Raw genomic sequence first — 14,019 nt, forward strand, 5'->3', positions numbered from 1 at the left:
AATGGGAAAATTTTTAAACTTTGCGGTCCTGATGGCCGCATTTTTTGCTTGGGGGTGTAGCTCCGGCAATAGAGAAACCCAAACCATTTCCGGCTCCCAAGAATGGGAATTGGTAATCGAAGATTCGATTCAGGTGGATTACTTGGGTCGGGTAGATGGTTTGGAGTTTAAAAACGGAAAAGGGGTTCTTTTCAATTTCAAGGAAAATAAACTGTTGGAGTTTGACAAAAACGGAAAAATCCTTCATGCGCAAAGTTATCCCTTCGATGGTCCAGACAAAGTCTTTTACCCGATACAGCTCAAATACACGGGAAATGGAAAGCTCTACGGCGCCAGCTTTATCGGATGGCTGTATGAGTTTAATTCAGACCTGACCTTCAAGCGTGAAATCAAATTGCCTTTTTTGACCGAAGCGAAAGATGGAGGCAGCTTAATAAGAGTGTTGGATGAATGGAGAGACGAATTAATCCTGTATTATCCAGGTCGAGAAGGAGCCGATCCCTATGATTCTTTCTTTTTCAGAGATCATTATTTATTGGAAAAGGTAAATCCAGAAACTGGAGAAGCTGAGCCAATGATCCGAATTCCCACCACGTCAAGATATTCCTCTGACAAATATTTTGAGAGGACTTGGGTGAACTTTGGCATTCTTGGAGACACTTTGTATCTGACCCTGGTAAACGAGCCTTTGATCCACCTCTATGATTTAGCTGAAAATGGAAAATATTTAAAAACTATCCCCTTCAATCCAAACAAATTTGAGGACAATAGGGAACATAGTGAACCATATCAATACATCTCAGGGACCAGGATGCTAGATGCCAGAATTAAGCAACTTTTCCCCACCCGGGAAGGTATTGTAGTCACCTACGACGAGGGAATTAGAGAAGATATTTTTGTGCAAAATGAGCTAAGGGACCCCAAAAAATTCCCGCTCTATCCCCAATTCCAAAATCAGGTTTTGAAAATCGTTCGGTTGGACGGGAGCCTTTCCAACGAAATCATCATTCCCAATCATATTGAGCGGTTGGTTGGAATCACCTCTCTGAGCGAACCTTTTTATGGCCTCCGAAACGACGAATGGATTGGCGAGGAACAGGATTATATTACCTTTTACAAACTTAAACTGATCAGAAAATGAAAGACAAAAACCAATTTTTGCTACCACTTCTAGCTCTTATTTTGTCCTTTTCCTGTAGTCAAAAAGAGGAACAACTCTCCGAAAAACCCCTCTCCGACCAACAGCTCAAATTCGAAATCTACGATTCCTTGGTGGTGGATTATTTGGGAAATCTCATGTTGATGGACATCAGTCCTGATGGGGAAAACTACCTGATGATTGATCAAAATACGGACACTGTTTTTGTCACCGATTCTCAGGGAGAAATCAAACACAAATACTACCGAAATGGAGATGACCCAGAAGCAATTCCTGGTAACCGATCAGGATTAGGTAAGTTTTTGGATAATCAAACCATCCTGATACCAGGAAGCCAAGGAATTGCAACCTATGAAGTCTCAGGAAAGCTTAAAAAAGTATTCAAACCTGAATTCACAGGGATGGCGAATCTAGTTATCCCTTTCAATCAAGTGCATGGTGTTTCAGGTGAAAAAGTTTATATCTACCTGCCAGGAAGATACAGTGACTTGGGACAGCAAGGCTTGGATTTCCAGAAAAATTCGAAACGACTGGAGGTTTTAGATCTAAAGTCAGGAGAATTTGAATCTGTGATACCTTTTCCAAAGGAGTCCAAATACAGCAGCGAAACGCAGGAGTTCGGAAGTTTAGACTTTTACACCACCTTTAAAATCGAAGGAGACTCCTTATTCTTATTTTTTAGAAATGAACCCAAGCTTTTTGTCTATCATTTATCCAATCTAGAAACGCCGGCCAGCGTCAAGTCTATTCCTTATCCAGAGTTTATTGAACGAAAAGTGGACGATAAACCCGTAAACGGCGGATTCAATATTAGAGATTTCTTTCTAGGAACGAATCTTTCCTTGTTTCCAACTGAATACGGAGATTTTATAATTCAATATACAACAGGCCTAACCGATGAGGAAGCCAATGAAGTCACTACAGCGGCAGGAACTGACTTCAATAAAATGTTTGAGGACGCAGAAAAACTCAATGATGGAGGCTTTGTACTTTTTGACGGAAGCCAACTCAGTCCGATCATCGATAAACCGGAAAGCCTTGGCACGCTCAACAAGTATGTCTCCAAGGATGAAATCTGGTTTTCCCTCAATTTTGAAGAAGCTGAAAACGACTATTCAGTCATTTATAAAACACGCCTAGTCAGCCAATAAATACCACTTATCCATTCCCTTTCCTTTTTGCAGGCAAAGCCAATCGCTTTTGCCTGCGATTGTTTATATTTCATTCTGATCTATAAAATTTCTATGAAAAAATCATCGACCTACCTGATATGGGCTGCAGCAGGATTGCTTAGTCTAGGGGCTGTACAAGCCCAAGATGTCAAGCCCACCACCGAAAAACAATTGGTGACGGCGGTTGAAAAGCATCGCGAAATGCTTGCCAATTCCCCACTGAAAAGCTTTAAAGCCCGAAACATCGGCCCAACCAATATGTCAGGCCGGATCGTGGATATCGAAGTAGCTAACAACAGAAATACGTTCTATGTCGCTGCGGCTTCCGGTGGTGTCTGGAAAACAGAAGATAACGGACAGTCCTTTACCCCGATTTTTGACCATCAGGGTGCTTTGGGTATTGGGGATATGGCGCTATCCCCTTCGAATAACAATATTCTCTGGGTAGGAACTGGTGAAAATAATTCCAGCCGATCCACCTATGCAGGAGCTGGGGTTTATAAATCCACAGATGGAGGCAAAACATGGGAAATGATGGGACTCCCCCATTCCCATCATATTGGCCAGATACAGATTCACCCTACCAACCCGGATATAGTTTGGGTAGGGGCGATGGGTTCACTTTATTCCAAAAACAAGGAGCGGGGACTCTACAAAACCACGGACGGTGGCAAGACTTGGAAAAAAGTTCTATACATAGATGACAACACCGGGATCATTGACATTAAAGTACATCCCAACAATCCTGACATTCTCTTGGCCGCTTCCTGGGAGAGATTCAGACAAGCTCATGATTTTATCGGAAACGGAAAGGGATCCTCCATTTGGAGATCCGAAGACGGAGGAAATACCTGGAAAAAGGCTGTTCAAGGTTTCCCACAGGATGAATTCGTGGGAAGGATTGGTTTTGACTTTGCCCAAAGCCAGCCGAATGTCGTCTATGCATTATTGGATAATCAAGGACCTTCCGAAAAGGAGCCGGAAGCTCCCCGTCAGAGAAGGGGACCGCAAGAGGAAAACCCTCTGAAATTCGAAGATTTCAAGGACATGAGTCTTGAAAACGCTTTGGGATTGGAAGATGAGCGACTCAATTCATTTCTGAGAAGAAATCAATTTGCTTCCAAGTACACTGCTTCAGAAATCAAGAGACAGCTAAAGACAGGAAAAATCACGACCGATCAAATCGCTAGTTACAATGGAAATGCAGTAGACGCAAATGCGGCAATGTTTGGAGCTCCAATTAAAGGCGCAGAGGTCTATCGCTCGGAGGATGCCGGAAAAAGCTGGAATAAAGTATCCGAATCCGACATCAGCCGTCTTTACAACACCTATGGGTATTACTTCGGCGAAATTCGGGTAAACACCCAAAATGAGGATGAAATCTTTGTATTGGGAGTTCCTTTGCTGGTATCCAGAGACGGGGGTAAAAACTTTTCCAGAACTGACTCCATTGGAAGACCGCATTCCGATCATCAATCCATGTGGATCAATCCTGAGGATGGAAAGCATATTCTCTTGGGGAATGACGGAGGGCTTTACCGCTCCTATGGAGGTGGTGAACGATGGGATCATTTAAATACCCAAATGCCCATTTCCCAGTTTTATTCCATCATGGTGGATCAGGCTACTCCCTACAATATCTATGGAGGGATGCAGGATAATGGAGTATGGTTTGGAAAATCAACCAACGATCCATCTGATCCTTGGGAATCCCTAATGGGGGGAGATGGAATGGTGGTTGCCGTGGACACCCGCGACAATAACATTGTTTACACCGGATTCCAGTTTGGCAACTATTTCCGAATCGACAAAACCAGTGAAGAACGAAAACGAATTACCCCTGGCCATGACATTGGAAACGATCCCAACCGATGGAACTGGAGAACTCCTGCCCGACTGAGCCATCACAATCAGGACATTATCTACATGGGTTCCCAATACGTCTACCAAAGTTTGGATCAGGGAAGTACTTGGACCACCATTTCTCCCGATTTGACCAAAAATGAAAAGAGCGGAAATGTTCCTTTTGCAACCTTGACAGTAGTAGAGGAGTCACCTTTTGAATTTGGGACCCTTTATGCAGGCTCTGACGATGGAAATGTGTGGGTCACCCGAAACAACGGAGGAAACTGGACGTCTTTAAATGCTGGATTGCCTCAGGACCGATGGGTGAGCTCCATTGCTCCATCCAAGCATCAGGAAGGATTGGTTTATATCACCTTGAATGGCTACCGATATGATGAATTCAATACCTACGCATTCAAAAGCGCTGACTACGGTAAAACCTGGACTTCCATCAAAGGCAATTTGCCCGAAGAATCCACCAACATCATTGTAGAAGATCATACAAACCCCAATATCCTTTATTTAGGAACTGATCATGGACTCTATGTCACCATGGATGGAGGAAACAACTGGAACCTGTTCCAAGGCGAAATACCGAATGTCGCTATATATGACATGGTAATTCAAGAGCGTGAAAACCATCTGGTGATTGGCTCACATGGAAGAAGCGTCTACATTGTTGAGCTTGGCCAGATTCATGAATTGGCAAATCCGGACAAAAAAGTAATGGATTAATCACCCTTTAAAAATTTCAAAGCCCGTCAAATCTCTGTTTGACGGGCTTTTTTAATATGGAAAACGACTTAGAAAATCCTGAAACCTACCGATAAAATCCATTGATTGATCCGCTGATCAGTCTCAAAAGTCCGGATTCTATCCGTGACATTTTGGAGAGAGCCTTCATATTTGGCATCAATGATCATGTTCCCGATATCCAATCCTATCCCGGCTTGATAACCTAGGGTGGCCTTGTTATAGTCCACATCAGATACTTCCCCGACTACGTCCTCTAACTTGGAGTTGATATTTACACTTGCGATAGGTCCCGCTTGTAGCCTTAGAATTTTAAAAAACTTCATACCCATCATCACTGGGATATCCAGCCTGTTAAAACTTGCTTCAAAATCAGAATTCCCATCCATGATAGGTCCGTTATAGGAAAAGGTTCCTGAGGTTTGGGTAAACAGGAATTCAGGCTGTACAAAAAAACCAGTGCCCTCTATTCTGGCAAAGAGTCCTATATGGTAACCCGATTGGGTATCTCCCGCGCTAAAATCATCATTTTTAAAATCCAATTTGGTCTGGCTTATACCTACCTTGGGGCCGATACCGAATTTTTGGGAATAGCCGGCAAAGGATACAGCCAGCAAGGCGAATAAAAGAAGTGCTTTTTTCATGGCAGTGAGTATTGGTTTAGAATGCTAGAACGAAAAACTTGGAAAAAAATTTAGCAATTCCCCTGCCAGAGAATGATTTTAGTTCAAAAAAGGACTCGCTTTGGTTTTGGCCAAATTGTATAAGTCCCAATAATCCATTGGTTTGGGTACAAGTGAATCAAATGGAACAGGAGTTTTTTTCCGATAATATTCCACATCGCCAGCAGTAAACCCTATTACGGGAATCGCCTTGGTCAACACATCCTCTTTCACTTTTCCCAAAAACTCAAGCCCGTCCATTTCAGGCATCATGATATCGGTTAAAATCACATTGAAACCCGGATCCTTATGCAATTCCTCCAAGGCCTCCTTTCCATTATGCGCCACTACCACAGTATTGTGAGATTTCTCGAAGATTTTTTTCAAAACCAAGAGCTGAACTGCATCATCATCTACAACTAGTACCCGCATAACCTCAAAATAAAATACTTTTTCAAGTATATGAAATTCATTTCGAATTTTACAAAATCTATTCCAATTCTGTGTGCAGGTAAATAAAAAAGGGGATTCTAAAACGAATCCCCTTCAAAATGAATGAGTTTTAGCTTTTAAGCCGCCTGAGGTGCACCAAATATACCAACCATGTTCAAAATCAATAGGATAATCACGATAGGACAAACCCATTTGATAAAGAATATCCAGCCTGTTCGATAGACACCTTTGAAACCAGGAGCACCCATTGCCAACTCGTCGGCATAATCAGCAATCTTCTGAGCCCAACCTGTATACAATGCCAGCATCAAACAAATCACGATAACAGCGAAAGTACCAAATATAAAGTCCATAGCCCCGAAGAAGCCAACTAACTCATTACTTAAGAAGTTGAATCTCAGTTCAGCAAAGAAATTTCCTTCGATATTGGACAAAGCGGAAGGTATGGACATAATCATTGCAGCAATACCTACGATCCAGGTAGCTTTTTTACGGTTCCACTTTTTATCATCGATTAAATAAGCCACAGGAACTTCCAACATGGAAATCGTGGAAGTAAGAGCCGCCACCATCAACAACAGGAAGAACATCGCACCGATGAAATTCCCTCCTGGCATCGCATCAAATACTCTTGGCAATACGTCGAAGACCAAAGCTGGTCCAGCAGCAGGATCTTTTCCTGGCAACAAAGCAAATAAAGCAGGGAATACCATCAAACCACCTAAAAGGGCTACGGCAGTGTCCATTCCTGCAATCCAACCCGAAGACTGGATAATGTTAGAATTCTTTGGAAGGTAAGAACCAAAGGTGATCATCAAACCCCATCCAACAGACATGGAGAAAAATGCCTGCCCCAAAGCCTGAAGAATAACTGTACCGTTGATTTTCGAGAAATCCGGATTTAAATAATACTGTATCCCTGCCTCTGCACCTTCCAACGTCACAGAACGACCTGCAATGAAGATAATGATGATAAAGAGTATAGGCATCAAGAATTTGGCAGCCTTTTCGATACCTCCTGAAACACCGCCCAATACAATCAGGATAGTGATCAAAATGAATAAAAAGGTCAAAGGAATTACGTACAAGGGAGTCTGCACAAATTCATTAAAATCTATTGGGATATTGATGATCTCAGTGAAGATGTAGCCGACAGTCCAACCTGCAATTACAGAATAGTAGCTGAACACGAAAAAACAAACCAAGACGCAGAGAACGCCTGCGAGTTGCCAAAATTTATTTCCTCCTGTATCACGGATGGCCCCGATAGGGTTTTTTCCGGATCTTCTTCCAAGGGAAATTTCATTGAACAAAAGTGGAATCCCAATGAAAAGCACACAGATAATGTATACGAATACAAATGCTCCGCCACCATTTTCACCGGTTAGATACGGGAATCTCCAGATATTTCCCAAGCCGACTGCAGACCCTGCTGCAGCCATAATAAAGCCTAAACTGGATCCCCACTGACCTCTACTTTCAGTATTTGCGCTTACTGCCATAGATAATGCTAAAGTTAAATTAAGGGTATAAAACTGCTATTTAAGAGCGGGCTAAGATAATTTGTTTTGCCAAAATACCAATTGCCGCTCGGAAAGTTTTCGGCTCAAAACCAAGCTCTTTTCGAGCCTTTTCAATGATAAATCCGGTTTTCAAAGGACGCTTGGCAGGCTGGGTAAAAGTATTGGAATCTGTCCTCTTTATCAGACTCTTATCCAATCCAAAAAACTCCGCAGTTTCCATGGCCATTTCGTAAGGGGTCAAAAAATCAGGACCTGAGATATTATAAACACCTTGGGCCCCTCTCTCAGCAATCAGGATACATCCTGCTGCCAAATCCTCCGCCAAGGTTGGGGTCCTAAACTGGTCATCCACTACCTGGATCACTTTACCGGCTTCCAGGGAGCTTTTCACCCATAGAATGATATTGCTACGGGTAAGGTCATGGGCTACTCCAAAAACCAAAACAGTCCGGGCAATGGACCACTTGGTCCGGCTACTCATCACCAGCCCTTCAGCCTCCAGCTTGGTTTCCCCATAGTAATTCACCGGAGAAGGAATTGCATTTTCACCCAAAGGACCTTCCTCTCCTGAGAAAATGAAATCTGTAGATACAAAAATAAAATGGGCCTGAATTTCCTCGGAAGCTGCCAGCAAATACCGAGTGGCTTCTACATTAGCCTCATAGCAAGCCTCTCGATTCAGTTCACACTGATCCACATTGGTCATGGCTGCCCCGTGAATTACAATATCCGGCTTGATTTCAGAAACCAATCTCTTTACTTCCCCTTCATTAGAAATATCCAGAGAGCAATAAATAAAGCCATTTTCCGGGATTCTACAAGCACCCCTTCCACTGGCAAATACCTCAAACTCTCCTTTCTCTACGAGTTGCTCTACAAGTTTTTGGCCCAAGAGCCCATTGGCTCCTGTAATGAAAATCTTTTTCTTATTCACCATCAGGATAGGTATATCCGTATTCTTTTTCGATTTTCTTTCGGGACATTTTCTCCACAGAAACCTTCATGTATACCGGATTTAGAGGCTTATCCCGTGGCCCTCTTTCCTCCATCGCGATCTTTTCTGCCACATCAATTCCTGAGATCACCTCCCCAAACACCGTGTATTCATCATCGAGATGGGGAGTTCCTCCCACAGTCGTATAGGCTTGGATTTCTTCTTTGGTCAAATCCTTGGTCAGCTTCAGGTTTAGGGATTCTTCAATTTCCGCCCTTTTCGAAAGAAGAAGGTGGGTCAAGCTATCAAACTCCTGAGCGGCATAAAGTCGACTGTATTCGTTTCTCAAAGCTTCCTGGCTTCCCAGTTGGACATACTGCATAAATGCCGACTGCAACTTGGGCATATCCGCTGTCAATTCCAGCTCAGTGTAAATTTCTCCCAGGACAATATAAAATTGAGATCCGCTGGACCTTCTTTCCGGATTGATATTATTTCCCTGACGGGCAGCGGCTATCGCACCTTTTTTATGAAAATGGTTGGTTCTGATTTCAGCTGGAAGAGTTGGCCACTCTTCAGAAGGCATTCCCTCTTTGGTAAAGACATCTCCTCCCTGAACCATAAAGTCCGGAATCACCCGGTGAAATTCCGTAGAATCAAATCGACCGGATTCAGCAAGTTCTAGGAAATTAGACTTATGAACCGGGGTGTCATCAAAAAGTATTGCCACGATATTCCCATACTTGGTTTCTATGGTGACCACTTGGTCTTTTTGACCTCCGCAGGCTACTGAGCTAATCAGCAAAAAACCAAAAATGAAATAGTTCAGAACTCTCATTTATTCAGTGTAGATTTAATTTGATCTAGAATTTCTTTCCCTCCAGCACCCAAAACCTGAGCTGCCAATTCCTGGCCGAGTGCCTCCGGGTTTTCGGTACTTCCTTTGACTTCAAACACCAACCTTTTCTTTCCATCCAGGCTGACAATTCCCCCTTTAAGTTTTAAAGTATCTGAATCAAGGCTTGCCAAGGCAAAAACAGGAATACTGCACCCTCCCTCCAAAACACGAAGGTAAGCCCTTTCTGCCCGAAGCTTAAAAGCAGTTTCAGAATGATTGCAAGCCTGGATGATTTGTTGCTTGAGTGCGGGATCCAATTTTTCGGAAACCTCTATAGCAACAGACCCTTGTCCCACTGCGGGAGTAAATTCCTCCAGGGAAAGTTCTTGGACAATGCGATCGTCATAGCCCATCCTATGCACGCCTGCATAAGCCAACAACAGGGCGTCGCATAGTCCTTCTTCCATCTTTCGGATTCGGGTTTGAAGATTTCCCCGGACCTCCACAGTTTGTACATGAGGGTAAAAATGCTTCAGAGTAGCCACTCTCCGGGTGGATGAAGTTCCCAAAACCAAAGGTTTGGAACTGTCCGCAAGAGAAATGGAGTCCTTGTGCGAAAGAATCACGTCATTTTCTTTTTCCCGCTCGGTAAAGGCAATTATTTCAAACCCTTCGGGGAGATGGGATTGCATATCTTTCGCGCTGTGGACAGCGACATCAATTCGTCCATCCAGCAATTGATCTTCAAGCTCCTGAGTAAACACACCCTTACTCCCAATTTTGGAAATGGAAACATCCAACACCTGGTCTCCTTTGGTATCGATGATAATAATTTCAGATTCCATACCGGCTTTTTTTAGCAGATCCTCCACATGGTAGGCCTGCCAAAGTGCCAGCTTACTGCCCCTCGTTCCTATTTTTACTTTTTTGCTCATTGCTGGGTATTTCGTTTCGGCGACTTCTTTCGGACACCTTCTTCTATAAATCTGATGATTTCACCGGCAATATCGATCCCAGTGGCTTTTTCTATACCCTCCAATCCAGGCGAGCTATTTACTTCCAAGATCAGAGGCCCTCTAGCAGACTGGAGCATATCCACCCCAGCCACATCCAGACCAAGAGCCTTGGCTGCTCCAAGGGCTGCCTGTTTTTCAGCTCTGGAAAGCTTGATGACCGTTGCTTTTCCCCCACGATGGAGATTGGATCGGAATTCCCCCTCTGCTCCCTGGCGCTTCATCGCCCCAACGACCTTTCCATTGACCACAAAAGCACGGATGTCCGCACCTTTTGCTTCCTTGATAAATTCCTGAACAATGATCCGTGCTCTCAAACCATGAAAAGCCTCAATTACCGACTGTCCGGCCTTTTTTGTCTCTGCCAATACCACTCCTAATCCCTGAGTCCCTTCTAGCAACTTGATGATTAAAGGCGCCCCTCCTACATGCTCTATAAGCTGTTTTTCTCCTCCTTTGGAAAAGTTGGTGAAGGCTGTTTTAGGCATACCCAGACCTGCTTTTGAAAGAATTTGAAGACTGCGGAGTTTATCCCTGCTTCGGACAATGGCCTGGGAATTAACCGCCGAGAATGCTCCCATCAACTCAAATTGACGGACCACAGCGGTCCCATAAAATGTCACAGAGGCTCCAATTCTGGGGATGATCGCATCCACATCCTTCAACTCCTCACCTTTGTAAATAATCGATGGCCCCTCTTGTTCGATAATCAAATCACAGATACTGTGATTGACGATCAAGGCCTCATGACCGGCTTTCTGAATGGCTTCAAATAGCCTTCGGGTAGAATATAAATTGGGGTTCCTGGAAAGGATTGCGATTTTCATGATTTTTTGGTGCGGTATGCTTTGGCAAGATTTATTCCCGATACATCCACGAGGAATCGGTTTCTTAAAATTTTTCTCCCGAGCAGAATGGCATTTTTCATACTTGATCGGTCTGTCAATGTAATTTCAGCCATAAACTTCTCCCCAGCCAGATCCATTTCCGTCTCTATCAAATAGCGCTTCTCCACTTGGCCAAAAGAGTTTTTGACTACCTTTTCTCTGTAATTTTCAAAAGTCACTCTTTTTCCTGTAAAATTCTTATGTCCTGGCAACAAGACCTGAAAGGAAAGCACTTTTTTCCCATCCACATCCTCTTCACGGATTTCCTCAGCATGGACAGAGCTCGTGTATGCCCCGGTGTCCACCTTTGCCCAAACCAGCCTCAATCCAAGTTCCGGCAGCGTAATCTTCTCTTTTCTCCCAATGATTTTCTTATCCATTTCTGCCAATTTTAGCCATCAGGATCAAAATTTCCATAGACAAGTCCGTAAAGATCATTTTTGCATTCCCGTTTCTTTCTAAGTGATAAAGGGCTTTGTTAAACAACTCATAAAGCCCCGCGACATGTTCTTCCTTCAGGACAGAACCCGATATCTTCTGGACAAAAGTCCTGTCTTCACCATTTGTCCTCAATAGGGCATCCAGCTCCACATTTTGTAACAAAATCTCCCTGAGAACATTAATTCCGGTCTGAAGGAGGGATTTTTCCCCTTCGATATCCATTTTGTGAAAAACTTCAGCCAAAGCAAAAATCTCCTTGAAATGTCTTCCGTGACACAAACGAAACCAATTACGGATCCAGGCAACCTGCTGATCCTCCACCTGATTGACCAGGCGAAGAGCCTCCCGCATACTACCGTCCGCAATCATGGAAATCTGTGAAGCAGTCTGCTCATCGCAATGGCCGGCTTCTACGAGATAATTTTTGATCTCCTCATCAGAAAAACCTCTGATCACTACTTTTTGGGTTCGGGAAAGGATGGTAGTCAACAACTGATCCGGCACCGAGGTGACGAGCATAAAAATGGTTTTTGGCTGAGGCTCCTCAATGATCTTAAGCAAAGCATTGGCTGCATTTGCATTTAAATATTCCGGAGCCCAGATCATCATGATTTTATATCCCCCTTCAAAGGAAACCAATGAGAGAGTCTGAATGATTTTTCGGGCTGCTCCTACAGAAATATTGAGCTGCTTCTTTTCAAAATTGTTGAAATAAATATAATCATGAACATTTCCGTAAGGTTGTTCCTGAACAAATTTCCTCCAATTGGCCAGATGATCCACCTTTTGATCCTTTTCATCATCTCCCACTTTTTCATCGTCTTTCCCCTTACTGATTAGAGGAAATGCAAAATTCAAATCAGGCATCACCAATTTAGCCATTCTTTGACATGAGGAACATTGACCACAGGAATCGGTATCACTCGGATTTTGGCAATACAAGTATGTCGCCAAGGCCAAAGCCATGGTCAGGTTGGCCGATCCCTCTGGACCATGAAAAAGTAAAGCATGTGCCAAATGGTTATTTTTGACCGCGTTTAGAAGGTTGTTTTTAGTCTCCGGAAGGCCCGGTATCTCGGCAAATTGCATAACTTAATCGATCAGGATTTCTTTTCCCAAATTCTATAGCTTTTGGACATTTCAAAAATCCGCTCAAGGATTTCTTTTTCTTCATGGGACCAAACTACATTTCTTCTGGCCATGATCGCTTTGCTAGTCTCTTCAAATTGGGGAAACTGAAAGGTAGAAAATCCTGCCGCTCCACCCCAAGCAAATGATGGAATGAAATTTCTCGGAAAGCCATCCCCGAATATATTGGCACCAACTCCAACCACGGTTCCGGTATTGAACATAGTATTGATTCCGCATTTGGAATGATCTCCCATGATCAAACCGCAGAACTGCAGCCCGGTATTGGCAAAACCTCCTTTTGTATAATCCCAGAGCTTTACCGGCGCATAATTGTTTTTCAGATTGCTGGTATTGGTATCTGCGCCCAAATTACACCATTCACCGATCACTGAATTCCCCAGAAATCCTTCATGGCCTTTGTTGGAATAACCGAAAATGACGGAATTGGACACTTCACCTCCTACTTTGGAAAAAGGCCCCACGGTAGTATCCCCTCTGAGTTTGGCCCCCATGTTCAGTGTAGAACCCTCACAGATCGCAAATGGCCCCCGTACCAGTGAACCTTCCTGGATATCGGTATTTTTGCCGATATAGATCGGCCCGTTTTCAGCATTCAGTACCGCAGCCCGGATTTGGGCTCCTTCTTCGATAAAGATATTTTCAGACGCATAGACACGGGTATATGGATCTGTGATCTCCGCAGACTTCCTTCCCTTGGTGATAAGAATAAAATCCTTCCTGATCTCCTCTCCATTAAACTGAAAAATCTGCCAGGTTTTCTGCAATAGCTTGGGTTCAGACTCCATCTCCACCGCTTCTTTATCAGCACAAGCACTTAGATTTTTTTCAGTTTCGCCGATATAAGCAGCAAGAAGGGTTTTGCCAAAATACAAAGCCTGGGAAGGCTTAAGTTTTTTCAATTGGGAAAGTGAGTCTTCATCAGGAAGCCAAGAACCGTTGACAGCCAAGAGTGAACCTTCCGCTCTCTGAAACTTGGTTTGCAAGTAATCCTGAGTCAAATAGGAAACCACTTTTCCGGTATATTTTTCCCATTTTTCTGAAATCTTCAGAATACCGACACGGATGTCGGCCACAGGCCTTGTAAAAGTAAAGGGCAACAATGAACCCCGGATAGAAGGGTCATCAAACAAAAGAATATTCTCCATGGGGCAAAAATAAAAAAGTCTCCCGGAATCCTTGCTCCGGGA

The 14,019-nt window shown here is 43.5% G+C and carries 13 protein-coding genes; 3 read left to right on the plus strand and 10 right to left on the minus strand.

Annotation, left to right across the window (positions count from 1 at the left end; translation table 11 throughout):
* Nucleotide 1 precedes the first annotated feature (1 nt).
* The 3 genes from P2G54_RS06910 to P2G54_RS06920 all read left to right on the plus strand — a co-directional run bounded on the left by P2G54_RS06910 (nucleotide 2) and on the right by P2G54_RS06920 (nucleotide 4,911).
* Complete coding sequence (locus P2G54_RS06910; protein ID WP_275869533.1) at nucleotides 2–1,141, plus strand: hypothetical protein; 1,140 nt, start codon at nucleotides 2–4, stop codon at nucleotides 1,139–1,141.
* Complete coding sequence (locus tag P2G54_RS06915; protein WP_275869535.1) at nucleotides 1,138–2,310, plus strand: hypothetical protein; 1,173 nt, start codon at nucleotides 1,138–1,140, stop codon at nucleotides 2,308–2,310. Before P2G54_RS06910 ends, P2G54_RS06915 begins: the two co-directional genes overlap by 4 nt.
* Before the next feature lie 93 nt (nucleotides 2,311–2,403).
* Nucleotides 2,404–4,911, plus strand: coding sequence for a glycosyl hydrolase (locus P2G54_RS06920; protein WP_275869537.1), 2,508 nt, complete (start codon nucleotides 2,404–2,406; stop codon nucleotides 4,909–4,911).
* Nucleotides 4,912–4,979: 68 nt separating this feature from the next.
* On the opposite strand, the gene P2G54_RS06925 is transcribed toward P2G54_RS06920, so the two are convergent.
* From P2G54_RS06925 to P2G54_RS06970, 10 genes are all read right to left on the minus strand, one after another.
* Nucleotides 4,980–5,573 (minus strand): porin family protein, encoded by a 594-nt coding sequence (locus tag P2G54_RS06925; RefSeq protein WP_275869539.1) that lies wholly within the window; start codon nucleotides 5,571–5,573, stop codon nucleotides 4,980–4,982.
* A 78-nt stretch (nucleotides 5,574–5,651) separates the two neighbouring features.
* A complete protein-coding gene (locus P2G54_RS06930) occupies nucleotides 5,652–6,023 on the minus strand; it encodes a response regulator (protein ID WP_275869541.1) in 372 nt (123 codons plus the stop codon).
* Between the two features lie 137 nt (nucleotides 6,024–6,160).
* Nucleotides 6,161–7,546 (minus strand): sodium-dependent transporter, encoded by a 1,386-nt coding sequence (locus P2G54_RS06935; protein ID WP_275869543.1) that lies wholly within the window; start codon nucleotides 7,544–7,546, stop codon nucleotides 6,161–6,163.
* Between the two features lie 40 nt (nucleotides 7,547–7,586).
* Nucleotides 7,587–8,504, minus strand: a complete 918-nt coding sequence (locus P2G54_RS06940; RefSeq protein WP_275869545.1) for an SDR family oxidoreductase — start codon at nucleotides 8,502–8,504, stop codon at nucleotides 7,587–7,589.
* A complete protein-coding gene (locus P2G54_RS06945; protein ID WP_275869547.1) occupies nucleotides 8,494–9,339 on the minus strand; it encodes a peptidylprolyl isomerase in 846 nt (281 codons plus the stop codon). Before P2G54_RS06945 ends, P2G54_RS06940 begins: the two co-directional genes overlap by 11 nt.
* The gene (gene hemC, locus P2G54_RS06950) at nucleotides 9,336–10,274 is read right to left on the minus strand and encodes a hydroxymethylbilane synthase (RefSeq protein WP_275869549.1); all 939 of its coding nucleotides are present in this window, start codon (nucleotides 10,272–10,274) and stop codon (nucleotides 9,336–9,338) included. The genes P2G54_RS06945 and hemC overlap by 4 nt, the downstream gene beginning before the upstream one ends.
* On the minus strand, nucleotides 10,271–11,179 hold the full coding sequence (gene rimK, locus P2G54_RS06955) for a 30S ribosomal protein S6--L-glutamate ligase (RefSeq protein WP_275869550.1): 909 nt from the start codon (nucleotides 11,177–11,179) through the stop codon (nucleotides 10,271–10,273). The genes hemC and rimK overlap by 4 nt, the downstream gene beginning before the upstream one ends.
* Nucleotides 11,176–11,619: a RimK/LysX family protein gene (locus P2G54_RS06960; RefSeq protein ID WP_275869552.1), complete on the minus strand. Its 444-nt coding sequence runs from the start codon at nucleotides 11,617–11,619 to the stop codon at nucleotides 11,176–11,178. The genes rimK and P2G54_RS06960 overlap by 4 nt, the downstream gene beginning before the upstream one ends.
* Entirely contained in the window at nucleotides 11,612–12,769 is a 1,158-nt protein-coding gene (locus P2G54_RS06965) for a hypothetical protein (RefSeq protein ID WP_275869554.1), read from the minus strand. Before P2G54_RS06965 ends, P2G54_RS06960 begins: the two co-directional genes overlap by 8 nt.
* Nucleotides 12,770–12,780: 11 nt before the next feature.
* Entirely contained in the window at nucleotides 12,781–13,977 is a 1,197-nt protein-coding gene (locus tag P2G54_RS06970) for a GlmU family protein (RefSeq protein ID WP_275869555.1), read from the minus strand.
* Between the last annotated feature and the right edge of the window lie 42 nt (nucleotides 13,978–14,019).

The sequence above is a fragment of the Algoriphagus sp. CAU 1675 genome (genome assembly GCF_029222925.1).
GTDB lineage: Bacteria > Bacteroidota > Bacteroidia > Cytophagales > Cyclobacteriaceae > Algoriphagus.